Genomic DNA, 23025 nt, shown 5'->3' with positions numbered 1-23025 from the left:
TTTGAAGGAATTTTTATTTATCTATTAAAACTAATAGCATTTAGATAAATAGAAAGGCAGAAGATATCTTTTTGATCGACAATCAAAAATGACAAAAAGCCCTCCGTTTAAAGAGAGCTTTTTGTTATTTCGCTATACTAGAGGAAGCAGACTCTTTTCCTGACTCATTAACAGCTGTTACATAGTAACGAGCTTGAGATGCGTCGGAGTCAGCAAAGCTTTTTCGCTCAAATTCCGAAACGCTGCCAATATGGACAAATGTTCCGCCTGGATTCTTTTTATACGTTTAACAACAAAAGTAAGTGTGGTCCCCTGTGCATCTCTTACGGTAATTTCATCGTCTTTTTTTAAGTTTTTTAGGTTGTAAAAGACGGCAGGGCCGGTTTTACTGTCTACGTGTCCCGCTAATACAGCATTTCCTTTCCCTCCAATCAACAGCTAGAAGCCACTCTATATATGAAACCTGCGCAATAAAAAAATCCGAACGAGTTGGATTCTCCATCAAGAATCTCAATTCATCGTTCAGATCTTCCTTCAACTAAACTACTTTTGTCTGAGCCTCTTTTTATCTTTACTTATTTAAAAAATTCCACATCACGCCGTTTACTTCTTGTGGCTTTTCATGCTGAGGGGCATGAGATGCTTCAGCTAATCGGTGAACAGATATGTTTGGCACATATTCTTCAATACCATCTAAGTTTTCAGGCATGAAAGTAGGATCTTGATTTCCCCAAATAATTTGTACCGGGATGTTTAACACTTCTTCTTCTAACGGAAACAAAGATTTTCTTTGAAGGTCTTCTTCTGTAAAAATCTTTAAATTGCGGTAATAACTTAGCATGGACAGCACAGAGCCATTTTCCCAAGAGTTCATGTATGCTTGAACATCATCAGCTGTTAGATATCCTTTTTTTACACCTGGGTCGATTACAAGATTACGCAAACCTGAGAAATTATCTCGTTCCATATAGTCCTGTGCTTCTTGTTTTTGAAACCATTTCATATATTCACTTGCTTTTTGCTGATTTTTATTTGTTCTAAGCTCACGCATAAATGTATAAGGGTGCGGACCGTTAAAAGCAATTAATTTTTGTACATATTCAGGGTAGCGATAAGCAAATGTCCAGCCAATTCCTGCTCCCCAGTCGTGTACAACTAGCGTGCAGGAGCTATATCCTAGACCTTCAATCACTTGGCGAATATCTTCTACTAATATATCAATTTCGTATGAGTCTAGTCCGCTTGGCTTTTCAGATAGATTATATCCTCTTAAATCTAAAGCAACTGTGTGGAAATCATTAGAAAATTCATCTATCTGGTGTCGCCAAATATGCGAAAAGTCAGGAAACCCATGAAGAAATAGCATAAGATCTCCTTGTCCCTTGCTTATGTAGTGCAAATTAACGCCATTTACGTTTATATACTGTTTACTCATTGTTCATTTCCTCCTTTATAAGTAGCTGTAGAGCAGTATAACGCTGTGGAAAATGAACGTCAATTCATTTGCTTCGTTCACTTCTTTTTAGTTCCTTTTATGAATATAGTTAATTATTTAGAGTGGATCTTTTTGAAGGAGTGATTAACAATGGCTCATATTTATTCAAAGGGCTGGTTTGTTCAACAGTTAAAAGCGGCCAATATCTCTAAAATCGATGGAAGAAAGCTAGAAAGTTACAAAACCTATATTCTTCGTAATTTATATGCTGAGCTTATAGAACAAGGTAAAATCAATGGCTAAAAGAGGTTGAGACATAACGAAATGAATCCCATTTAAAGATGAACAAATGGGATATATGAGCTGAACTGCTTGAGACACCGCAGTTGATTTCCATACAAGACTTCGCTTTCGGCGGGCGGCCGCTGAGCCTCCTCGTCGCTTTCGCTCCTGCGGGGCCTCACCTGTTCCGCTTTTCCCGCAGGAGTCTTCGTCTTGCCCTCCAATCAACTGCTAGAAAGATTTACACACATGAAATCTACGTTTGTCCTAACAAAAAAACGAAACACTAATCAAAAGTCTTGATCAATGGTTCGTTTTACATTTCGTCTAAAATATTTTTGTGCCAGCCTCTTTTTTTTACAGCGATTGCTCAATAAAAGATAATACGCGTTTTACATATTCTTTTTTGTATACGTGATAATTTTGAACGTGTTCTGCTTTATCAGTTTTCCAGAAGTGAAAAGCATCCGGGTGCGTTTTAGCCATTTTTTCACTTTCAGTGTAAGGAATTTTTGTATCTCCTGTACTGTGTATAAATAAAATTGGTCGAGGGTAAATATGCTCGACTGCTTTAATGGGACTAGCTTCAGCAGGATTTACATCTGCAATAACAGGAAGAATAGCAATTGTTAGCGGTGTAAACGGAAAGTTTGGTAAATGAGACCATACAGATAGATTTTCTTTTAAATAAGAGGTTAAATCGCTAAAAGGACTATCGGCTACCACTGCTTTTACGTCGTCATCTTGAGAAGCTGCTAATAAAGAAGTGGCTGCTCCCATTGAAATACCGTAGAGCACAATTGGCTCTTTTGTTGTTTCCTTCATTTTCTGAATAACACCTAATAAATCGAGCTGTTCTTTTACACCAATCGTCGTTTGATTTCCTTCTGAGTCTCCTGAATCTCTAAAGTCAAACATGACTACTCGATATCCCGCTTTTACAAATTCTTTACTCAGCGGCAGAAAGCCAGCTCCTTGTGCTTCACGGTTATTTCCGTATCCATGTGACATAATAATGGTCGCTTTTGGCTGTTCCGTTGGTTCAATCATCCATCCTTTTAAATGGGTTATTCCGTCTTTGCTCAAAAATACTTGATTGCTATAGTGCATGCTGTAATCCCCAGGATTTTTCACAGCAGGATGTTTATCTAGTTTTGTCAGGCTTATGCCTACATAAAGAGAAATTGCCGTACAAAGTACAAAACAAAGGATAACAAAGAATATCAGGCTGAGCCATATTGTTTTTTTCTTTTTGCTTGTATTTGTCTGTCGATTTAGAACTGGAGTCAAGCTCGTTCCTCCTTTTTATCTAAGATCATCTTTCCTATCCTTATTGCTGCTTCCCTTTTTCCATTTTAAAGCTAGCTCATCTATTTTATGAATAAAATTCGTTTTATTTTCCACATATTTTTCTGGTTCAAAGCGATAGCGATGCGCTAGTTCTATTTTCAACGCTTCGTATTCTTTTGCTGCATCAGGGTGAGTACGCAGATAATCTCGAAACCATATATGCCGATTAATTTCTGGGTGGCCTTTTTCATAAATATGAACATGATGCGTTCTTTCATTTCCGCCTTTTTGGAAGTATCGTCTTCCTTTTATGCCGTTTTCACCTTTCGCTTCGTAACCAAGCTGTTTCATCCTCTGATTATACGTATCTACTTTTTTTATATCTTTCACTTCAATAAGTAAATCAATAACCGGTTTTGCGCTTAAGCCGGGAACAGCAGTGCTTCCCATATGATGAACTTCTAAAACTTGAGCTGACATTATAGTTGTTAAGGTGGCAGCTTCTTTTGTAAATCCCTTTTCCCACGCGATATTATAGGGTGTCAGCTGAATTTCCCTTATAGACTTCATCTTCAATTCCTCCTCTTGCAACGAAAAAACTGCTTATTATAGAATAGCCTATAATAAGCAGTTTTTCATCATTTAACATGTTATTAAGTTTTATCTAGCAAACGCCTGCTTCGCTAAATTAACAATCGTCATATCATCCATTGGAGGGTTGTGAAGCCCGGCACGCACGTCTCTATAATAGCGCTGCAGCGGATTACTGCGCTGCAAGCTACGTGCTCCTACTATGCGCATGGCTTTGTCAACAACCGTACAGGCACTATTGGTAACTACGTGTTTGACAGCTGCTAACTCTCCCGCTAATGCTTCTCGGTTGCTGGTCTCATCCCATTTACTTGCCACGCTGTACATAAAATGACGCGCCTGCATAAGTTCAAGTTCCATTTCCCCTACTAAACGCTGCACATTTGGCAACTCGCTAATCGTCCCTTCAATACTATTAGGCGAATATTCTGTAGCAAATGCGACAGCATAATCTCTTGCTGCAATGGCTGTACCCATGTAGCAAGCTGGTATATGAAGCAGCCAGCCGCTTGGCTCATTCTTTTTAAAACCACCGAGGCGTTCAACAAGAAAGTCGTGTTTAATATCGACGTTTTCTAGCACAAGATCGTGACTTCCTGTCCCGCGCATTGCAATCATATCCCATGTTTCTTCTATTGAAAGTCCGCTTGTTTCACGAGGAATTAAAAATAAGCCGACCTCTTCTTCACCTTCAATGCTTGCTTTTACCAAAAAGTAATTTAACACTGGAGACATCGTGGTGAATGTTTTTCGGCCATTGATTCGCCAGCCTTCTTTTGTTTTTACGGCTGTCGTTTCCGGTTTTCCTCCTCGAGTAGGACTTCCTGTCTTCGGTTCAGTAGCAGCGGTGTTAATAAGTGCACCTTTTTCTATTTCTTTAAAAATAAAATCGAGCATTTGCTGATTCCAAGGCTGTTTTTCACGCAAGTCCATTGTAATCCCCATATGCCATCCAATACTAAGAGCTGTAGAAGCGTCTCCTTGAGCAATTAATTCTTGAAATAATAAAAAATCATAAAGGCGTAATTCATTTCCGCCATATTTGCTTTCGAGAGAAAGAAGTGTATAGCCGGCTTCTTTTAACTCTTGAATATTTTCAAAGGGAAACGTACCTTCTTCATCTATTTTAAAAGCTCGTTTCTTAAATTTTTCGACTAGAGGCAGCAATTTTTCATACGTAGACTCTTGATTTTTATTTACAAATGAAACACTCATTTGCTTCATCTCCTTTTTATATGACAGAGTGTCCCTATCGGATTAATATATAGTTCTTATCATAGCATACCTCACCTTTTCTGTGCATGTTTGGTGTGTTTATCTTTCTTATTGAATCTATTCTTTTTCCAATTTAATGGTCTGTTTTACCTACACATTCCATACATTTAATGGAATAAATAGAAAGGAATGGTGAGGATGAATCAATGTCCAAAATGCGGGGCCAGTGCAAGCACAAACCAATTATTTTGCAATAACTGCGGCTTTTCTTTCACCGTGTCGCCAGCTGCAGCTAAGTATAAAAAGAGCTGGTATATTGGCGGGGTTATTGCGCTTATACTTCTTTTAACTTTTGTATTTTATTTCTTTTTCTCTGGCTCAGAAGAAAAGACGGCTGACCGCTTTATTGAGGCATTAGAATCGAAAGATACAGCTGTGTTAAGAGAGTTATTAGATTCTTCGCAGTCTACTATAGTTATTAATGACACATCTATTCAAGCTCTGTTAGACGCAACTTCCGATGGTTCTATTTTACGAGACGTTGAAAATGATTTAAAAAATAAATCGAGTATCTACTTTACAATAAAAGAACAGAAACATTCACTACTCTTCAAAAAACAGTACGTGGTTGTGCCGTCATCATATTATATCTCCCTCACCACGCCAGAGGATGCAACGGTTACAGTCAATGATACAAAACAATCGATATCCAAGAATCAAACGCAAAAAATAGGGCCTTTTATGATTGGAAATTACCCGCTTACGGCTTCTTATGAAAGCTCTTACGGAAAACTTACAGACCAAACCACTGTAAATTTTCACCGGCAAAAAGAAGAAAATATATCTGTGGTATTTAAAGGGGCTTACGTTACAATCTCATCAAATAGAGATGACGCTATTTTATTCGTAAATGGAAAAAGCACGGGACTGCAGATGAATAGCTCATCACAAATAGGGCCTGTTGCCACGGATGGAAGCGTCACTGTTCATGCAGAAGTGCAAAAAGACGGCACAACGTTCAAAAGCAGTCCCTACACTATTCAAAGTGAAGAAAGTATTATGTTAAATATACAAACGCCACCCGTTGAAAAGGAAAAAACCGTCATAAAAGAACGAGAAGTGATCGTGCCTGGGCCGCGCTCTTATGCTACTTCAAGCTCTTATATTCTTCCTGGTTCGGATTCTTACAAATTAAGCTATAGTGATATTAGCAGTTTGAGCTCGAGTGAACTAAGGCTAGCTCGAAATGAAATCTATGCGCGGCATGGGTATGTATTTAAATCGAAAGATCTTCAAGCCTATTTTTATGAAAAGTCATGGTATACGCCTGATTCATCATTTAGAGATTCCTACCTATCAAGCGTTGAAAAATACAACGTTGATTTTATTAAATCATATGAGTAAGGTGGCCTCCCCTTTTGCACAGGGGAGTTTTTTTATTGAAGCGAGTACTTACTCCAACGTTTTTTTACATACCATAATCCCTATACACGTTAATAAATTTCTTATAGCCTTCTTTATTCTTTTCACTGTAAAATATAAAGTAGATGTACATAAACTTACTACACGCATAAGGAGAGATGGAGAATGAATGGAATTGGACGACTTCCACAAAAGCTTAATGGACATTTGATTTTAGAAAATATTCAAGAAACCATGATCATTGCAGATAAAGACTATCGTGTGCAGTGGATGAATGCAAGAGCAATTGAAACACTCCAGCCAGTACTCCCAATCTACCAGTTATCTCATATCGAAGAGTTAATTGGAAAGCATATGGACTTCTTTCATTCCAATTCTGAAGAAGCGGAAAAATTACTCACCTCTCTTCATACAACTTACAGAACGCGTATAACAATTGGCAGTCAATACGTAGCAGAAGCTGTGATTCACCCCATTGATACAAAAGACGGCGAGCGTTATGGCTACTTGCTTATGCTATTAGACTTTACAGATCAAGCCGAAGCAGAGCTTGAAAAAGAACGGTTAATTGAGGATTTGTCCACTCCTTTATTAAAGATATGGGACGAGGTTTTAGCTGTGCCCATTACTGGTAAGATGGATATAGAACGTGGAAAGAAGCTAACTGAAACGGTATTGGAGGCAGTTGTAAAAGAACAGGCGCGCTATTTGCTTATTGATTTATCTTCCCTTCATTCGTTAGATGAAGAACACGGTTATTATATTAACACGCTCCACGATGCTTTGCGTTTGATTGGTACCACTTGCCTTATTGTTGGTCTTTCTTCAAAAATGGCTCTGTCGCTTGTAGATTCTCAGTTTAATTGGCGAACATTTTCCACTGTCCAACAAAGCATCTCTTACATTTTAGAAAAAAAGAATTATCGTATTGCACCCATTTCATAAGCCCATCATATCATTAAGTAATCCTCTCTCAATCGCTTTTTCCTTCAATCGGAAAAGGCGATTTTAGTTATGAGGAATTGTGAACGTTTAGGCACTTATCATCATAGGATACATTAATCAACCATAGAAAAGGGTGAGAGCCTATGCCAAGTGTTATTAACATTTATAATTTAAAGATCAACAGTATCTCAAGCAACGGTTCTGTCAACATTGGCGAAGCACTCCATAACAGTCACACGGCTCATTCAAAATCCACTGGTACGAACTCTTCTTATGGCGATGTCTCACCTGCTTCCTCGAAAATGCGAAACATTTATATCGATCCTGATACAAATGACCAAACAGATATTGCAAACGTTGATCATGTCAATGGTTATCAGCAGTGATATAGGGCAATGCTTGTCAACAGCATGACGACAAACGGTGAATACATTCTCTCTGAACGCAATAGGCCGTTGGAGTAGAATGAATAAAAACAGTAAGGAGTCTCTTTATGCCTCTTCAAATTAACGTTTTTAATATCGTAACAAACGGTGTCACACAAAACGCAAATATTGATTTCGGTTCCACCATTCAAAACAGTCACACGGCGAACTCAAAGTTTAACGGCGCAAATTTCTCTTTAGGTAACTTCTCTCCTACTTGCTCTCAAATGAATACGGGCGTGTTAGATCCTGACGTAAGCGATCAAGATCAAATTGCAAACCCTTCAGCTCCAATTGGAAATCAAATTTAGATTTAACGATTTTGTCGTTTTACTTGGCACATTACAAGGAGGTGTGTAAATATGTTTCCATTTGGAAAGTCTCCGTTTAAAGGAATGATGGAAAATATCCCAAAAGGAATGGCATCTAAAGACATGAATAAATATATTCAGCAAATGATTTCTTCTACGATGTCCCATTCTTTTCCGGATTTTATGCAAGGAAATGAATTCTTTAAGCAAGCCCAAGACATGATGAAAGAACAGCAGGATGTGGGAAATGAAGGTCATGGACAACAGCTAAGAAGATTTGATTCAAACGTCATTAATACATTAGACGAATGCATTGTTCAGTTAAAAATTCCTAACCGCGATATTGTATCAAGCATTAAAGTCTATCATACTCCATACGTGTGTACGATTGAAGGAATAGATGGAGAAGAATCCTTCAAAGAAGAAATTCAGCTTCCTTGTTCGGTTCGCAAAAAAGGTACACGCGCCGTATATCGTTCCGGGGTGTTGGAAATCCGGATGCCTAAACATGTTAATATTCCTATGTCTCAAATAGACGTCCACGATTTAGATTAAAGTGGACGTTTTTTTCTGTTTTCATGCATACATATAAAATAGAAAGCGGCAAAAGGCCTTGTTTTATTTTTTTAAAGAAGGTGACAAATATGAATCATGGAAAGTTTAAAAAGTGGGCAGAAACGTTACAAGAAGAAAACCATACAAAATTTTGGGAAAAGATTTTTGACGATGATCCTGAAGAAAAGAATGATACGGAAGCAGATGCTTCTCCTCAAATTGTAAATGAGTATCGAGATTATCCTTTAATTGATGTATACGAATGGGCAAATCAACTGTTAGTTGTGATTGAAATACCCGGTGCTAAACGAACAGACGTCGAATTGACCATGCATGAAAATACTTTACACATATCCGGTTCATCTCTTTTAACGATGAAGGATGCAAATGTTCTTCACAAAGAAAGACGTGAAGGAACGTTTCAACGATCAATCATCCTTCCACCTGCTGTAGGGGAAGCGCCGTGTCACGCATCATTTAAAGATGGTCTATTGCACGTGAAATTTGATTTGTAATTTATTGTGCAGAACTATACGTAGCATGAAAGGCAGGGAATTTCATGTTTTCTAAGTGGTTTAAACAATCGCCTAAAATTGAAACAGTCCGTAAAATAAATCCGTCTTCCCTTCCAACCAAAAAAAAAGTAAGTCCCATAGACCAAAGCTCTAATCAAAAGCGGAAAGAATTACCCGAAAAGATGAAAACTAAAAAACAGTCTAATCTAAAGAAACCCCCTCAGCAGCCAAAGAAGTTGCCGAGCCAAACGGAGCCTAAGACATCTGATGAAGTTGAATTCACAAAACCTGTTCATTCGTCAGATTCAGCGCTGAACCTGCAGGGAATTATTGATCAAGTGACGCGTTTAACCGACGCGATTCCTAAAATAGAAGAGCTTCATCAGCAATTACATGAATCAGCTCATCTTATTCAATCATTGTCTCAACTGCACGAGCAAACAGCTCATTTACTTTCGACTATGCAGTCAGCTCCTAATTTCGAAGACATTCAAAATCAGCTCTCTGCGTTAAAGGAAGAATCGTCCAATACAGCTTTATATGAGATGGTGAAAACTCTTGACAAAAAGATTGATGAAGTAACTCAGCCAAAGCAGTCCATTGTTGTTGAAAAAATTATGGTCGAAAAAGTATTGTTAGACAAAATTGATCTTAGTAATAATTTTGGGCAGCTAGGCATTAAAGATTTGACCGGTCACTTAAACATCGGTACCACTTACAGCGCTGACTCTGATCAAGTGGATGAAGAAGTCAAAGACTTATTCTCTGTTAAGCTAAAAGAAAAAAAGATTGATGAACATACAACTGAGACAACGATGAGTTCAGGAGGTGAAACAGAAAAGCCTGATCACTCCGAAGAATAAAAAATGACCGCTACTGCTTATTTAAAGCAATTGTCGGTCATTTTTGTTTCCATAAATAGTTGTAATTCTTTCTGTAGGCGTTCCATTAAGAAAGCTGAAATTTCTTCTTGATTTTCTTCTTTATGATGAGATGATGCTACAACAATACGGCCTGTTTTTCCTAAGAAAGCCCGGTATTCAATTACCTTCATCGCAGCATGAAGTAAGTTCGCGTCCGAAAGCGGTGTATTTGTTAGTAGAACAATATTCATTTCATTCTCTTTTTGTCCATGTGTCAGTACAGTCAGCCACGAGTAACCTTTATCGTCTTTTAAGCGAACTTCATGACTAGATAAAGACGCAGATTTCCACGCCGTGTTAGAACTGCTTTGCTGTTGAACAATTTCTTGACACCAGTCTAGACCTGTTTCATTGGAACCCAGTGAAAGAGTTCTCAAAGGACGAGCAAAGGATAAACATAGCTTGCCCGGTTCCTTTTGCAACTGATACAACTCATGGAAGTCCGTCTCTGGATATTGATACGGCGGCACAAAAGCAATTTGCCGCTTGTTCACAGCGGGATGGTGAAATACATGCAAATCAACGCCATATACTCTTTTTAACGTAGCTGCATCCTGAAAAATGGCATCCATCCCCGTTTCTTCTACTCTTCCATCTTTCAATAATACGGCATTATCTGCAAACAGCGAGGCAATGTTGAGATCATGCAAAATGGCCAGAACCGTCAAGCTCATTTCCTGCTGTAACGTTTTTAACAGCTGAAGCAGTTCCATCGTATGTTTTACATCTAAGTGATTCGTTGGTTCATCAAGAAGTAAGTAGTCAGGTTCTTGCGCCAGTGCTTTAGCAAGTAAAACCCGCTGTTTTTCTCCACCGCTCAGCGATTGAAAGGTATGATTTCGATAGTGCCAGACGTTTGTTAATTTCATCACGCTTTCTACCACTTCTTCATCCTGTGCTGATACAGTGCTAAACAAACCTTTTGCCTGATAAGGATAACGTCCAAGTGAAACAATTTCTTGAACCGTAAATTCTAATCCAATTTGATTTTCTTGCGTCATGACTGCAACTTTTTGCGCCAGTTGTTTTGGTGAATAAGCCTTCACTGACTTCCCTTCTACCTTCACTTCTCCTGATTGAGTGGTTAATACATTCATAATTAAGCGAATAAGCGTTGTTTTTCCGCTTCCATTTGGTCCTAGTAAAGCAACAAAAGAACCTTTGTCTACGGTGAACGTGATGTCACGAACGGTCGGTTTCTGCTTATCGTATCCTCCCGTCACATTATATAGTTCAATCATGATATTCCTCTTTTCCGCATACGTTCTTTTACAAGCAGCAGCGTAAAAATTGGCGAACCAATTAAGGCGGTTACGACTCCAATCGGCAGTTCACGAGGTTCTAATATCGTTCTTGCTAATAAATCGGCTAAAACCAAATAACTTCCTCCGATTAAAATAGAAAGCGGCAGTACATGCTTATGATTAGCTCCCGCTACGAGACGCACTACGTGGGGAATAACTAAGCCAACAAATCCAATTGCCCCAGATACTGATACCGCAGCCCCGGTTAATACGGATGCACCTATTAAAATCATTCTTTTTTTCTTCTTTACGTCTATCCCCATAAATTGAGCGGATTGATCGCCAAATGCTAAGCCGTTCAGCTCTTTCACATGTAACAGCAGCATAATCGTACCGACTAAAAAGAACGGCCCTAAAATTTGAATATGCGACCATCCTCTCATTGATACGCTTCCCATTAGCCAATATAAAACCTGCCTTACATCTTCTTCAGGAGAAAGAGCTACAATTAATGAAATAAGCGCGCTCATAAAGGATGATAAAATAATCCCCGCTAAGATGATGGTTTCATTGGCCAAATTGCCGCTTGCGAGTTTCGTAATACCAAAAACTAAAAGAAGAGTAATAAAACCAGATACGATGCCGACTACAGGCAGCGTGAAGATAGACAAACCAAAAATACTCCAATGAAAATAAATTGCCATGACAGAGCCAAGGGTTGCACCTGAGGAAACTCCGATCGTATAAGGATCCGCAAGAGAGTTTCTTAATAGCCCTTGAAAGGCAGCTCCTGCTATTGAAAGCGAAGCTCCTACTAAAAATGCCACCAGTACTCTTGGAAAACGAATTTGCCAAATGATTAAATCCATGTTTTCCGGACCGTGATATAAGGATAGTCCGGTAAGGTGGCCAATAATAATTTTGATTGTATCTCCTACGGTTAACGAAACTGTACCAATAAATACTCCCATAATCACCGAAGTACATACAATAAATAAACTGACTATGTATAAAATAGATGCTTTGTTTAAAAAAATACGTTTAAAAATCAATACTTTCAGCTCCTCTAGGAAACGAGGCGTGATGTTTTACATTACATTAACCATTCATTTTCCTGTCCATAAACCATGTTTCCATCCTACATAGTATTGGAAACAATCATCTTTTATTTGTTACGAGTGCTAGACTGTTGAACTAGGCAACGTAGAATAGCGTACTAAAGTTCTCGGTGAAAAAACAAGCGAAAACCTCTACAAGCTACACTTTTTGTGCTTGCTCCGGGCTTTTATAGTTGTCTATTAAATGATACAGCTTTTCCATATCTATAGCTTCTCTCACATATGCTGCTGCTTTTGAAAAAGACTCCTCTTTTTGCAGGCGACTGTTGAATGTGTCCGTAATAGGCGGCAATTTTTTGTGTTTACGAATTTGATTAAGCAAAGCTCTGCGCAAAGAATCGTTATGAAATACATCATGAACATACGTGCCAATAACGTTGTCTTTAACCGTTCCTTCTTTTTCATGTTCTACCACTGCAAAAGCTTCCGTGGCGCTCTTAGAAACTGTCTTTCCCATATGAATTTCGTAGCCTTCAATCGAAACTCTTTCACCTTTTAGCTGGACATATCCAGAAACTCTTTCTGTTTTTTTGCTGGTTGTCATAACGGTTTCCACTGGAAGCAAGCCCAGCCCTTTAATGGATTCAATCCGAGATTCTACTGCATCAGGGTCTGTAATTGTCTCTCCTAGCATTTGATATCCCCCGCAGATGCCAATAACGTGAGCGTTCGTTGCGTTCAAGACTTGATTAATGGCTAGAGCCAGGCCGCTTTCTTGTAAAAACTGCGCATCTTCAATCGTATTTTTGCTTCCTGGTAAAACAATTAAATCAGGCGTACCTAGTTGTGATGGCTTGGTTACAAGTCTCACATGACAGTCTTCTTCTAAGCTTAGAGGATCAATGTCTGTAAAATTTGAGATGCGAGGATACGAGATAACCGCAATATCGATTTCTTTTAACGGATTCACAAGCGTTGAGTAATTTCTGAGTGATAGCGAATCTTCAGCGTCAATTTCCACGTCGTGCATATAAGGAATGACTCCTAGTACCGGAACACCCGTGTATTCTTCAAACCACTTCAACCCCGGTTTTAAAAGCTCTAAGTCTCCTCGGAATTTATTGATTAACACTCCAATTACTCTAGGTTTATGTTCATCTGGAAGCAATTGAAGAGTACCCACCAGACTCGCAAAAACCCCTCCTTTATCAATGTCTCCTACTAACACAACAGGGGCTTGGGCTATCTTTGCTACGCGCATATTTACCAGTTCCCGATCGTTCAAATTCACTTCAGCAGGACTTCCAGCACCTTCAATCACAATTCGATCATAATGATTGGCAAGCTCTTTATAAGACTCCGTGATAACGTTCAAACCTTCATTAAAAAATTCTTGCCGATACTGAAAAGCAAACATATTACGAAGCGGCTTTCCATGAACAACAATTTGAGATTCATGATCACGAGTTGGTTTAATTAAAATAGGATTCATATTGGTTGTTGCTTCTACTCCAGCCGCTTCAGCTTGAATTCCTTGCGCTCTTCCAATTTCTTTTCCATCCATTGTAATGTATGAATTAAGCGCCATATTTTGCGATTTAAACGGTGCAGTTTGATAGCCGTCTTCTTTAAAAATACGGCAAAACGCTGTAGCAATCATGCTTTTTCCAGCGTCTGAGTGCGTTCCTTGAATCATAAGAGGTTTTCCTTTTTTCACTTTTTCCACTCCCTATCACATAAAAAAACCTTAACTGTAAAAGTCAAGGTTTGGTCATGCGCTCATTAACACATTGTCTTGACTTATTTCTCCCACCGAAAAATAAGGGGTTTTTAAAAGCAGGTCTCCTGGCTTATGCTTCATTTTACTTCTGCATCCTTCCTAGTTTGACTAGTGGGTCTTTGCAGGTTCATCCACATTTACAGTAGCGGGGGCTGCACCGGATTTACACCGATTTCCCTATTATCCTCCTTAGAGGCACTTTTAAAATCATTTATTCTTTATTGTAACGAATTTTATAACCATTCACAATAACGATTTTCTTCTATTATTATATATTACTGTGTTTATACTTATTTGGGTCTCGTATGCTATAATAACAATTATTTTCCAAACATCTTATGAAATAGCTAGGAAGGTGCTCGTAGTTGAAGAAAAAAATCATTTATATCTTTATTAGTTTGCTTGTTCTTTACATAGCAATCATGTCTTTTTGTATGTATCAAACCGCTCATCAGCCTGTTCCGCAAAAAGCAGATTATGTGCTCATTTTAGGTTCGAAAGTAGACGGAGATCAAATGTCTCCTAGTTTAAAAGAACGAGCAAAAACGGCTTTATCTTATTTAAAGACTCATAAACAAACAAAAGTTATCGTAACGGGTGGAAAAGGATCCGATGAAGAAATTTCTGAAGCAGAAGCAGCCTATCGTTTTCTACGAAAAGAAGGAATTAAAAAGAATCGAATGATAAAAGAGGATCAGTCAACTTCTACTTTTGAGAATTTCACTTTCACTAAAAAGAAAGTTGATATTCAACACAAAAAAGTCGTGCTTGTTAGCAGTGATTTTCATTTATTTCGCGCCTCTATTATTGCCAAGCGTCAAGGTTTTGACGTTTATCCTTTAGGTGCAAAGACACCAAATTCAATTAAACTTCAATCCTACTTTCGTGAGTATGCTGCTATCTTAAAAACGTGGCTGTTTGATAAATAAATAGAGTACACCCCTATACAAACGAAAAACACGGCATGAATTCATGCCGTGTTTTTTATTAATCATCCGTATCGATAACTGCTTTTGGTAAACCCGTGTATTTCGCCCAGTAGAAAATACCGATTGAAACAAGAGCAATTAAAATTAAGTCAAGCGGGTTGCTTAGCACACCTTGTCCTCCACCAAATGAGCCTAGGTAAGAGATAACAAGCATAATAATATAATAAGCAACTAGCCACCAAGCAGATTTAAGCTGCTGTGCAAATTTTACAACGTCAGTTGGTACGTATTTCTTAAATGCTACGTAGATAACAACCATTAGAAGCTGTGATCCTAGAAGCCAAGAAATTGTCGTCCATCCTGACCAATATACGATGTATGAACAGAAGATAAATGACACAGGAGCAATAACGCTCATGCCTTTTAATTTGAAAGGCTTTTTAAGGTCTTTTGCATTTACTCTGAATGCAGCAGCTGAAATTGGCGCAATCGCATAAGACAGAATAAGTGCTACTGAACATACGTTTACTAGCGCTTCCCAAGAAGGAAATGGCAGTGTCCAGAATACGGACATTCCAAACGATAGCCATAGTGACGCACGTGGAATTCCTGTTTTCTTATCTACTTTTGAGAAACGTTTAAATAGTGTTCCATTACGAGACCAAGCATAAACTAAACGAGAAGTTGTATTCATGAAGATGTTCCCGTTACCGCCTGGTGATAAAATAGCATCAAAAATAACAAGCGTTACTAACCAGCCAAGGCCTAAAATAAGTGCAATATCTTTAAATGGTAAAGAGAATTGCTCTTGAATTGTTCCCCATCCTCCTGATAGCATATCAGCCGGAATGTTACCAATGAACAATACTTGCAGTGCTGTGTAAATAATCGCTGAAAGTACAATACAGATAATGAGCGCGATTGGAATATTACGCTGCGGGTTTTTAACTTCACTGGCTACAGAAACAATAGGGTGAAGTCCTAGGTAAGCAAACATAACGCCACCTGTTGAAATGGCTGCTTGAATACCATTAAAACCAAACGGAGTAAAATCGCCAGTTGTAAAGTTAGCTGATTTAAAGTGATAAGCTAACACGACGATAATTGTAAGAGGAACCGCATATTTGAACACAGATATAATAACATTTGACTTAGCAAATGCTTTTACACTTACGTAGTTAATGATAAAAAATAGCGTTAATAACGCGAACTGAAATAACCAGCCGATTGTAGTAGGCGATTCAGAACCATGTTTAGTTAGACCAGGAAGCCAAAACGCAACATACTGACGTACAGCCGTTACCTCGATGGCAATCAAACTTGTGTAAGCAATAATGGTAATGAATGAAATTAAGTAACCCACTAAATGACCATGTGAGTAAACCGGATAACGGATAATTCCACCGGTACGCGGCAGCGCTGCTCCAAGTTCAGCATACACTAAACCGATAAGTAAAATAATGACTCCGCCAATCAGCCACGAAAAACTTCCGGCTGGACCAGCCTTTGACGCTACGTTACTAACCGCAAATAACCAGGCGGAACCAAAAATAGCTCCCATCCCAATTAACGTTAGGTCAAGTAACGATATTGATTTTTTAAACTTTCCTTGATTTCCTTGATCAGACATAATATCCTCCTTTAAAATTTCCACTCCACATATCTACGCCCTTGCGTCCGATATGGGATTCTTTACATCATCCTCCTCTTACTAAGACCTCACAAGTGGATATGTTAACAAATATTCTCTAAAAAACCAAGTTAAAAACTTTATTTTTTTGTAAAACATCGTTGAATTGCTTATGTATAGCGCATAAATTCCACCGAAGATTTGAGGACTACTCCTCCTATTTAACCGCATTTTTCTTAGATTAAACATAAAAGAATATTCAAACTATTTATCGTAAAAAAAAGGGGCTGAGACATAACGAAATCAACCGCTAGAAGCAGCTACATACGTAAAACCTACGCTTGCCATACTAATGAAAAAACCCGAACGATGAATCGTTCGGATTTTGCTTCAACTAAAATAATTTTGTCCGTGCCTCTTTTTTTGCTTATTTAAATACTTTTACACGTTCAGTTAGCGGTTGAAATTCTTTTTCTCCCGCAGGTGACACAGGATTACCAAATGGCATTTGGGCAATTAATTTCCATGAGCCTGGAATATTCCAAGCTGCTTTTACTTCATCGTCAATCAATGGATTGTAATGCTGTAATGTTGCTCCTAGGCCTTCGAGCTCAAGCGCTGTCCAAATTACATGCTGCAGCATGCCTGATGATTGGTTAGACCAAACCGGGAAATTTTCGCTGTAAGATGCGAACTGCTTTTGCAGCCCTTCAACTACTTCTTGATCTTCAAAGAAAAGAACTGTTCCATAGCCGCTTCCGAATAAGTTCATTTTTTGATCCGTATCTGAAAAGTTTTCAGCTGGAACAATTTCACGAAGCGTTTCTCTCGTAATATCCCACACTTTATCGTGCTGTTCGCCAAATAAAACGACTACGCGTGCGCTTTGGGAATTAAATGCTGAAGGAGTATGTTTCACCGCAAAATTAATAATTTCTTCAATTTTTTCTTCTGATATTTTTACATTTTTATCAATTGCATAAATAGAACGTCGGTTTTTAATTGCTTCATAAAAATCTTTTCCAACCTGTTGTTGATCACTTGATTTATCAAATAATTTATCTAAAAAACCCATTTTCCACACTCCTAATTGTTTGTTTTTTTAAGCTTAAATTGCATGTTTATACCCTTCCCCCTGATAAAAGGAGATAAACAAGATATAATGAATTCTTATATCTCTAATTCGAGATATTAAACCAAAAAAATATTAATTGAAATTTAATTACTTTATGTAACTTACTTTACAATGATTATTTTGTTCTGTCAAGCGAAAATTATTATCTTTTTCTTTTCTTGATTATATGAAAAAAGACTGCTAAATACGACAGTCTTTTTTCGTAGATGCTTAATGTTCATAAATCATCTTTCGCGTCATTCCCCCGTCTACTACGAGGTTAGCTCCTGTTACAAAATCATTTTCGACGTTTGTTAAGTACATACACGCTCTTGAGATATCCGCTGGCGTTCCTACCCGATTAGACGGATGCTGCGTATGATCGATTTCACGAAGGCCATCGTAGTCAGATGTCTCAATCCATCCTGGAGAAATAGCATTTACCGTGATGTTGTCATCACCAAGCGAAATGGCAAGTGCATGAGTTAAAGCAACGATTCCTCCTTTTGTAGCAGCATAGGCTTCTGTATCTGGTTCAGACATTGAAGCTCTTGTAGAAGCTAAGTTTACAATGGAGCCTCCGCTTTCGTTTTTCCTCATCACTTTAGCTGCTTCGCGAGAACATAGAAACACGCTGCGCAGGTTCGTATTGATAATGTCATCCCATTCATCAACGGTTAGCTCATACGGTGATTTCCAGCGGGAAACGCCTGCATTATTAATCAAAATATGTATCGTTCCATACGTACTGACCGTTTTTTCAACGAGATGTAAAATGTCGCTTTCTTTTCGGACGTCTGTTTTTACAAAAATGGCTTCTCCGCCTTGTCTTTGAATAGCTTCTGCGTGACGCTCGCCTTCGGTTTCGTCCACATCTGCCAATACCACTTTTGCTCCTTGTTTTGCGTATGCGCGTGATACATCTTTTCCTATTCCATTCGCAGCTCCGGTAACAACAACAACTAAATCTTTAAATGACATAGCATCTCCTCCTTATACGCTTTATTCACTTTTTTCTTCGTCTTTAAACAAGTGATCCGTGACGAAAAGAGCAAACGTTTCAGCCGTTAACTTGCATCCAGAAGCTTTTGGGTGACCTCCTCCTCCAAGGTGCCCAACAATTTCTGCTAAGTTGATTTCGTCTTTTACTGCACGGAACCCAATCTTTTGCCGTCCCATGTCCACCATAACGGAAAAGTCGATATCTTCGTTTTCTAGACACAGTGCATTTCCTAGCTCAGACTGATATGTATCTGCAAATACAATCCCTGCGTTGTACGCTGTTTTATCAATTTCAACACTTTCTTTTATGATTTGTTTTTGTTTGTCATAAATATATTTTTCAATCTTTTTTTCTTCTGCTTCTAGTAAAATTTCGTGTTTGTCCGTAAACGTAAATTCTTGATTTTCAGAATGATACGATTCACGAAGCGTTTCTAGAATGGTTTCTTTAAATTCCTCATGCGGGATTAGATAATATAGGTGATTAAGGCGCTTTGCTTTCAAGTTATTTTCATGGAACCAGTCCCACGTATCAAATAAACGCACAAGTTCTACGTACTCATCAAGCAGCGCCGTTTTTTGGAGCATGTTGTGGCGCACTAAGTAGTCATAGAAAAGAGATGTAGCTGCCGTCTTTTTACCGTTTTCATCTTCTGCAATAACATGAACCCAATCGTATTTCTCAGCTAGTGGAAGAGCAGAGATATGATGGTCAATAAGAGTGATTTTCTGGCCTTTTTTTACCAGTTCATTTAATTTTTCCGCTACTTCCTCATTTACGCTAATATCCGTTATGTATAAAGCTGTGTCTCCATCGTTTTCTTCTTCAATAAAATGCGTCACTGTGTCATTGATGCGGCCAATGCTTACCGTGCTGTAATCAAAGTTGTCGTCGCCAAACGCTAACCGACCTAATAGTGCTGGACTTACCCCGTCTAAATCGTTATGTGAAATTAATTTTATTTTTGTCATTAATCAAAACTCCTTTATTTTCAGTTGCCTTAGTATATGTATCGGCTTGTATATTATAGCAATTTCAGCATAAAAATGCTGTCATTTACTTTGAAGAGAAGGAATATATTCGCAATAAACAAAAGCGAAGTAAACGTTTAGACTTAGACTTGCCTGTATCAAAAAAGAGTCAGACATAACTACATCGATTCAATCAACAGCTAGAAGCAACTACACACATGAAACCTACGCTCACTAATACCAATGAAAAAATCCGAACGAATGTGATTCTTTATCAAGAATCTCGGTTCATCGTTCGGATTTCCTTTTAAATAACCTACTTTTGTTCTAGCCTCTTTCCACTTACTCTAAATTGCTATGCTGCTTAAACGCCTGTTCATGGTCCGTGTGATTCAAATTCCCGTATTCTAAGCAAATGGTATCAAATACAACGTGAGCACATTGATCAAATAATGAGCCCAAAGGCTGAATAGAAGCGGCTTCATTTTCGCTTCGGTATTTGGTTGCAGCGGGAATGTGCAGCAGCTCATCGGTATGAGCAGTTAACGGTGATTCTGTACTAGCTGAAATCCCGATAACGGAACATCCTACTTCTTTAGCTTTTTTAGCTACACTCACCACTTGCTGTGTTTTTCCTGAACCAGATACGGCCACCAACACGTCACCTGCTGCAATCGAAGGAGTAATAGTCTCCCCTACAACGTATACTGTCGCACCTAAATGCATCAGTCTCATCGCAAATGATTTGCCCATTAACCCAGAGCGCCCTTCGCCTATAACAAAAATTCGTTTCGCTTGATAAAGTAAAAACGCTACTTCTTCTATTTGCGGTTCTTTTATGTGATTCATTACGGCCGTAATTTCGTCTAAAATTGTTTGTGTTTTTGTCATTATACGTTCCCCCTGCTCATAAATAAGTCTTGAAATTCAGCAGATGCCTTTGCCACATCCGCGCTTTTTGTAATCGCTGATCCAATAATCGCGACGTCCGCTTTCATTTGAAGTAATGATGCTGCTGAGGTTGAATTAATTCCTCCTGCTACTGCTATTTGGGCATCTGAATGAAAATACTGCCGCAAATTTATTTGACTCAGCGATTTCCCTTCTTTTTCTTGCTCGTCTTTGCTGATATGATGGCAAAAAATAGCGTTTCTATAAATACCTACTTGTTTTTGCGAGCTGCTTGACGTGTTTAATAAATCAACCATCATTTTTTTATTCCATTTTTCGCTGACATTTGCGCAAGTCTCTATCGTAGGTAAAGGTGATACGCCCATGACTGTTGCTATATCTGCTCCTGCTTGATAGCACATTGTAAATTCATACTCCGCGTTATCAATCGTTTTGATATCTGCTACAATCATCTTGTGCGGAAATGCCTGTTTGATTTTATAAATGCTTTCAATTCCATACTCTTTTATAAGAGATGTACCTACTTCAATCCAATCAACATAGGGTTCTGCCAGCTTGGCAAGGATAATAGCTTCTTCAATTGTGACGCGATCCAATGCTAATTGTATCTTCATCTTTCTTCTCCTCACTTTCTACTAAACCGGTTTAGTAACAGCGTAAAAAAAACTAATATTTTGATGAGCTAAAAAGAGCACGCCATAGGCGCTCTTTTTAGCTTAATGCGACAACGTTGTTTCTCGAATAATTAATTCACATTCATACTGGTACTCTTCATAAGCTATCTTTTCTTTCAAAATTTGTTTAATAAGTAAATCTGCTGCTTTTGTTCCCATGTCAAAAGCAGGCTGCGAAATCGTGGTAACGGCAGGCGTTGCTACATCTGCGTAAGGAATATTATCATAAACAATTAAAGATAAATCATTCGGGATATTAAATCCGTGTTGTTTAATAAATTTCTGCACTTCAATGAACACTAAATCGTTTCCAGCCAGCAGCGCTGTCGGCGGATTTTCGGCTGCAAATAGTTTCTCCAGCGCTTTTTGCATGTCCGCTTTTTTGCAGTTAATAATCATAAATTCATTTACAGGCATATTGGCTGATGTTAACGCTTCTTTGTACCCTTCTACACGTTCAATCCGGGGTGTAATAGTTAATGGTTCTGTAATAATCGCTATATGCTTATGTCCAAGCTCCAGCAGATGCAAAATAGCCTGTTTTGTGGCTTCTTGGTTGTTCGCCACTACGGATGGAATTTTTCCTTTTACATCATGAATTTTACGATCCATAATAACAACCGGATATTCTTCTTTGATCATCTGCTCATAAAGAGAAGTATTGGCACCCGTTGGAAATAAAATAAGGCCATCTACTTGCTTTGCTTTTAACATATTAATATATTTCTTTTCTTTATCAGGGTCATCATCTGCGTTGCAAATGATGGCATGTATATCTTGCGAATGGCAATAGTCTTCAATGGCACGAATGACTTCAGTAGAAAATCTGTGCATAATATTTGCGACAATAATCCCAATCATCGACGTTCGCTTTTGTTTTAAGCTCCGTGCTAGATAGTTGGGCTGATAGCCCAGTGTATCAATCGCTTCTTTAATTTTCTTTCGTGTTTCTTCGCCCATATATTCGTATCGCTTGTTAATGTATTGTGATACGGTGCTTTTGGAGACATTTGCTGCTTTTGCGACATCAAGCATAGTAACTTTTTGCATCATGATCCGTCCTTTTCATTCAATCCCTAAAATTATGCTACTCCTAGTGTAAACGAAAAAAACGAAAAAGGAAAAGCCTTCTTGATAGCAGAAGGCTTTATTTATTAAGCGTACGCAAGCCTAGCTTCTTGAATTTCATGAGTAAAACGTTTCGCTTCCCTTGTTACTTGAAGTAAGTATTCAGGAGTTGGAAGCTGCTTTCCATCCACTAATGTGCTTCCTGCTCCAATAGCAGCTGCTCCAGCTTTAATATAAGCTCCCGCATTCTCAGCCGTAACGCCGCCCGTTGGCATTAATGGAATGTGAGGAAGCGGTCCTGCTATATTTTTAAAATAAGCGGGACCTACTACGCTTGCCGGGAAGACTTTAATCATGTCCGCGCCGCATTCATACGCTGTTAGTATTTCAGTAGGTGTAAAAGCACCCGGAACGCTAATGACTCCGTATCTTTTAGCCGTTTTAATTGTTCGTTCGTTCACCGTAGGAGAAAAAATAAATGATGCTCCTGCCATAATGGCAATTCGCGCTGTTTCTTCGTCCAGAACAGTTCCTGCTCCAATAAACATTGAGTCGTCAAATTCATTTTTCAATTCTTTAATAACCTCTACAGCAGCAGGGTTTTCCATTGTGATTTCTAGGTTTGTTACTCCGCCTTCTTTTAACGCGTAGGCAAGCGGAATAATTCGCTCAGCGCTTGCTCCTCGAATGACCGCTACAATACCGCTACTTGTAATTTTCTCAATATGCATCT

The 23025-nt window shown here is 38.5% G+C and carries 26 protein-coding genes and 1 riboswitch; of the genes, 9 read left to right on the top strand and 17 right to left on the bottom strand.

What is annotated here, in order from left to right:
* Positions 1-177: 177 nt before the first annotated feature.
* Both MMB69_RS09720 and MMB69_RS09715 read right to left on the bottom strand, forming a co-directional pair.
* Positions 178-435, bottom strand: coding sequence for a class F sortase (locus tag MMB69_RS09720; RefSeq protein ID WP_260506784.1), 258 nt, complete (start codon positions 433-435; stop codon positions 178-180).
* A 136-nt stretch (positions 436-571) separates the two neighbouring features.
* A complete protein-coding gene (locus MMB69_RS09715; RefSeq protein ID WP_277447632.1) occupies positions 572-1435 on the bottom strand; it encodes an alpha/beta fold hydrolase in 864 nt (287 codons plus the stop codon).
* Positions 1436-1585: 150 nt separating this feature from the next.
* On the opposite strand from MMB69_RS09715, the gene MMB69_RS09710 reads away from it, so the two are divergent.
* On the top strand, positions 1586-1738 hold the full coding sequence (locus MMB69_RS09710) for a YflJ family protein (protein ID WP_013057618.1): 153 nt from the start codon (positions 1586-1588) through the stop codon (positions 1736-1738).
* On the opposite strand, the gene MMB69_RS09705 is transcribed toward MMB69_RS09710, so the two are convergent.
* The 4 genes from MMB69_RS09705 to MMB69_RS09690 all read right to left on the bottom strand — a co-directional run bounded on the left by MMB69_RS09705 (position 1697) and on the right by MMB69_RS09690 (position 4813).
* Positions 1697-1945, bottom strand: coding sequence for a hypothetical protein (locus tag MMB69_RS09705; RefSeq protein WP_277447631.1), 249 nt, complete (start codon positions 1943-1945; stop codon positions 1697-1699). The two genes, MMB69_RS09710 and MMB69_RS09705, sit on opposite strands and share 42 nt — an antisense overlap.
* 129 nt (positions 1946-2074) lie before the next feature.
* Positions 2075-3007, bottom strand: coding sequence for an alpha/beta hydrolase (locus MMB69_RS09700; RefSeq protein ID WP_221784799.1), 933 nt, complete (start codon positions 3005-3007; stop codon positions 2075-2077).
* 15 nt (positions 3008-3022) lie between these two features.
* Positions 3023-3577, bottom strand: a complete 555-nt coding sequence (locus MMB69_RS09695; protein ID WP_269871553.1) for a GrpB family protein — start codon at positions 3575-3577, stop codon at positions 3023-3025.
* 90 nt (positions 3578-3667) lie between these two features.
* Positions 3668-4813, bottom strand: a complete 1146-nt coding sequence (locus tag MMB69_RS09690) for an acyl-CoA dehydrogenase family protein (RefSeq protein WP_221784797.1) — start codon at positions 4811-4813, stop codon at positions 3668-3670.
* A 198-nt stretch (positions 4814-5011) separates the two neighbouring features.
* Here MMB69_RS09690 and MMB69_RS09685 point away from each other — a divergent pair, with 198 nt between their 5' ends.
* From MMB69_RS09685 to MMB69_RS09655, 7 genes are all read left to right on the top strand, one after another.
* Positions 5012-6217, top strand: coding sequence for a TcaA 3rd/4th domain-containing protein (locus tag MMB69_RS09685; RefSeq protein WP_277447630.1), 1206 nt, complete (start codon positions 5012-5014; stop codon positions 6215-6217).
* A 183-nt stretch (positions 6218-6400) separates the two neighbouring features.
* On the top strand, positions 6401-7180 hold the full coding sequence (locus tag MMB69_RS09680; protein WP_013057624.1) for an STAS domain-containing protein: 780 nt from the start codon (positions 6401-6403) through the stop codon (positions 7178-7180).
* Between the two features lie 143 nt (positions 7181-7323).
* Positions 7324-7566, top strand: coding sequence for a spore germination protein (locus MMB69_RS09675; protein WP_013057625.1), 243 nt, complete (start codon positions 7324-7326; stop codon positions 7564-7566).
* 107 nt (positions 7567-7673) lie between these two features.
* Positions 7674-7916 (top strand): spore germination protein, encoded by a 243-nt coding sequence (locus tag MMB69_RS09670; protein WP_013057626.1) that lies wholly within the window; start codon positions 7674-7676, stop codon positions 7914-7916.
* 51 nt (positions 7917-7967) lie between these two features.
* Positions 7968-8471, top strand: a complete 504-nt coding sequence (locus MMB69_RS09665) for an Hsp20/alpha crystallin family protein (protein ID WP_028412845.1) — start codon at positions 7968-7970, stop codon at positions 8469-8471.
* 89 nt (positions 8472-8560) lie between these two features.
* The gene (locus MMB69_RS09660) at positions 8561-8986 is read left to right on the top strand and encodes an Hsp20/alpha crystallin family protein (protein ID WP_028412844.1); all 426 of its coding nucleotides are present in this window, start codon (positions 8561-8563) and stop codon (positions 8984-8986) included.
* 44 nt (positions 8987-9030) lie between these two features.
* Positions 9031-9849, top strand: coding sequence for a hypothetical protein (locus tag MMB69_RS09655; protein ID WP_048019032.1), 819 nt, complete (start codon positions 9031-9033; stop codon positions 9847-9849).
* A 17-nt stretch (positions 9850-9866) separates the two neighbouring features.
* Here MMB69_RS09655 and MMB69_RS09650 read toward each other — a convergent pair whose 3' ends face one another.
* The 3 genes from MMB69_RS09650 to MMB69_RS09640 all read right to left on the bottom strand — a co-directional run bounded on the left by MMB69_RS09650 (position 9867) and on the right by MMB69_RS09640 (position 13937).
* The gene (locus MMB69_RS09650) at positions 9867-11150 is read right to left on the bottom strand and encodes an ABC transporter ATP-binding protein (protein ID WP_033579427.1); all 1284 of its coding nucleotides are present in this window, start codon (positions 11148-11150) and stop codon (positions 9867-9869) included.
* Positions 11147-12205: a FecCD family ABC transporter permease gene (locus MMB69_RS09645; protein WP_028412841.1), complete on the bottom strand. Its 1059-nt coding sequence runs from the start codon at positions 12203-12205 to the stop codon at positions 11147-11149. Before MMB69_RS09645 ends, MMB69_RS09650 begins: the two co-directional genes overlap by 4 nt.
* A gap of 205 nt (positions 12206-12410) precedes the next feature.
* Positions 12411-13937, bottom strand: a complete 1527-nt coding sequence (locus tag MMB69_RS09640; RefSeq protein ID WP_277447629.1) for a cobyric acid synthase — start codon at positions 13935-13937, stop codon at positions 12411-12413.
* Positions 13938-14029: 92 nt separating this feature from the next.
* Positions 14030-14209, bottom strand: a riboswitch (cobalamin riboswitch).
* Positions 14210-14356: 147 nt separating this feature from the next.
* Between MMB69_RS09640 and MMB69_RS09635 the strand changes: the two genes are divergently transcribed.
* Positions 14357-14920, top strand: coding sequence for a YdcF family protein (locus MMB69_RS09635; protein ID WP_049165300.1), 564 nt, complete (start codon positions 14357-14359; stop codon positions 14918-14920).
* 58 nt (positions 14921-14978) lie between these two features.
* On the opposite strand, the gene MMB69_RS09630 is transcribed toward MMB69_RS09635, so the two are convergent.
* The 8 genes from MMB69_RS09630 to MMB69_RS09595 all read right to left on the bottom strand — a co-directional run bounded on the left by MMB69_RS09630 (position 14979) and on the right by MMB69_RS09595 (position 23023).
* A complete protein-coding gene (locus MMB69_RS09630; RefSeq protein ID WP_028412838.1) occupies positions 14979-16550 on the bottom strand; it encodes an APC family permease in 1572 nt (523 codons plus the stop codon).
* A 427-nt stretch (positions 16551-16977) separates the two neighbouring features.
* Positions 16978-17625 carry a nitroreductase family protein gene (locus MMB69_RS09625; protein ID WP_277447628.1) on the bottom strand — a complete coding sequence of 216 codons (648 nt, stop codon included), beginning with the start codon at positions 17623-17625 and terminating at the stop codon, positions 16978-16980.
* Positions 17626-17895: 270 nt separating this feature from the next.
* Entirely contained in the window at positions 17896-18645 is a 750-nt protein-coding gene (locus MMB69_RS09620) for an SDR family oxidoreductase (RefSeq protein ID WP_243494832.1), read from the bottom strand.
* A gap of 21 nt (positions 18646-18666) precedes the next feature.
* Complete coding sequence (locus tag MMB69_RS09615) at positions 18667-19638, bottom strand: DHH family phosphoesterase (RefSeq protein WP_277447627.1); 972 nt, start codon at positions 19636-19638, stop codon at positions 18667-18669.
* Positions 19639-19980: 342 nt separating this feature from the next.
* Positions 19981-20529: a 6-phospho-3-hexuloisomerase gene (hxlB, locus tag MMB69_RS09610; protein ID WP_277447626.1), complete on the bottom strand. Its 549-nt coding sequence runs from the start codon at positions 20527-20529 to the stop codon at positions 19981-19983.
* On the bottom strand, positions 20529-21164 hold the full coding sequence (hxlA, locus tag MMB69_RS09605) for a 3-hexulose-6-phosphate synthase (protein WP_277447625.1): 636 nt from the start codon (positions 21162-21164) through the stop codon (positions 20529-20531). Before hxlA ends, hxlB begins: the two co-directional genes overlap by 1 nt.
* A 102-nt stretch (positions 21165-21266) precedes the next feature.
* Complete coding sequence (locus tag MMB69_RS09600; RefSeq protein ID WP_277447624.1) at positions 21267-22277, bottom strand: LacI family DNA-binding transcriptional regulator; 1011 nt, start codon at positions 22275-22277, stop codon at positions 21267-21269.
* A gap of 101 nt (positions 22278-22378) precedes the next feature.
* Positions 22379-23023, bottom strand: a complete 645-nt coding sequence (locus MMB69_RS09595; protein ID WP_014459503.1) for a bifunctional 4-hydroxy-2-oxoglutarate aldolase/2-dehydro-3-deoxy-phosphogluconate aldolase — start codon at positions 23021-23023, stop codon at positions 22379-22381.
* Positions 23024-23025: the final 2 nt, after the last annotated feature.

It is taken from the genome of Priestia sp. P5 (assembly GCF_029522155.1).
Lineage (GTDB): Bacteria > Bacillota > Bacilli > Bacillales > Bacillaceae_H > Priestia > Priestia megaterium_E.
Note: the sequence above shows the minus strand (reverse complement) of the source record. Positions and strands in the feature narration are given on the sequence as shown.

What these genes read in the sequence shown, in the direction of transcription:
- MMB69_RS09625 (WP_277447628.1), bottom strand. Translation starts at nt 17,625, where the DNA reads ATGGGTTTTTTAGATAAATTATTTGATAAATCAAGTGATCAACAACAG.
- MMB69_RS09690 (WP_221784797.1), bottom strand. Translation starts at nt 4,813, where the DNA reads ATGAGTGTTTCATTTGTAAATAAAAATCAAGAGTCTACGTATGAAAAA.
- MMB69_RS09660 (WP_028412844.1), top strand. Translation starts at nt 8,561, where the DNA reads ATGAATCATGGAAAGTTTAAAAAGTGGGCAGAAACGTTACAAGAAGAA.
- hxlA (WP_277447625.1), bottom strand. Translation starts at nt 21,164, where the DNA reads ATGAAGATACAATTAGCATTGGATCGCGTCACAATTGAAGAAGCTATT.
- MMB69_RS09595 (WP_014459503.1), bottom strand. Translation starts at nt 23,023, where the DNA reads ATGCATATTGAGAAAATTACAAGTAGCGGTATTGTAGCGGTCATTCGA.
- MMB69_RS09600 (WP_277447624.1), bottom strand. Translation starts at nt 22,277, where the DNA reads ATGATGCAAAAAGTTACTATGCTTGATGTCGCAAAAGCAGCAAATGTC.
- MMB69_RS09715 (WP_277447632.1), bottom strand. Translation starts at nt 1,435, where the DNA reads ATGAGTAAACAGTATATAAACGTAAATGGCGTTAATTTGCACTACATA.
- MMB69_RS09655 (WP_048019032.1), top strand. Translation starts at nt 9,031, where the DNA reads ATGTTTTCTAAGTGGTTTAAACAATCGCCTAAAATTGAAACAGTCCGT.
- MMB69_RS09630 (WP_028412838.1), bottom strand. Translation starts at nt 16,550, where the DNA reads ATGTCTGATCAAGGAAATCAAGGAAAGTTTAAAAAATCAATATCGTTA.
- MMB69_RS09665 (WP_028412845.1), top strand. Translation starts at nt 7,968, where the DNA reads ATGTTTCCATTTGGAAAGTCTCCGTTTAAAGGAATGATGGAAAATATC.
- MMB69_RS09670 (WP_013057626.1), top strand. Translation starts at nt 7,674, where the DNA reads ATGCCTCTTCAAATTAACGTTTTTAATATCGTAACAAACGGTGTCACA.
- MMB69_RS09680 (WP_013057624.1), top strand. Translation starts at nt 6,401, where the DNA reads ATGAATGGAATTGGACGACTTCCACAAAAGCTTAATGGACATTTGATT.
- MMB69_RS09685 (WP_277447630.1), top strand. Translation starts at nt 5,012, where the DNA reads ATGAATCAATGTCCAAAATGCGGGGCCAGTGCAAGCACAAACCAATTA.
- MMB69_RS09675 (WP_013057625.1), top strand. Translation starts at nt 7,324, where the DNA reads ATGCCAAGTGTTATTAACATTTATAATTTAAAGATCAACAGTATCTCA.
- MMB69_RS09620 (WP_243494832.1), bottom strand. Translation starts at nt 18,645, where the DNA reads ATGTCATTTAAAGATTTAGTTGTTGTTGTTACCGGAGCTGCGAATGGA.
- MMB69_RS09615 (WP_277447627.1), bottom strand. Translation starts at nt 19,638, where the DNA reads ATGACAAAAATAAAATTAATTTCACATAACGATTTAGACGGGGTAAGT.
- MMB69_RS09710 (WP_013057618.1), top strand. Translation starts at nt 1,586, where the DNA reads ATGGCTCATATTTATTCAAAGGGCTGGTTTGTTCAACAGTTAAAAGCG.
- MMB69_RS09650 (WP_033579427.1), bottom strand. Translation starts at nt 11,150, where the DNA reads ATGATTGAACTATATAATGTGACGGGAGGATACGATAAGCAGAAACCG.
- MMB69_RS09695 (WP_269871553.1), bottom strand. Translation starts at nt 3,577, where the DNA reads ATGAAGTCTATAAGGGAAATTCAGCTGACACCCTATAATATCGCGTGG.
- hxlB (WP_277447626.1), bottom strand. Translation starts at nt 20,529, where the DNA reads ATGACAAAAACACAAACAATTTTAGACGAAATTACGGCCGTAATGAAT.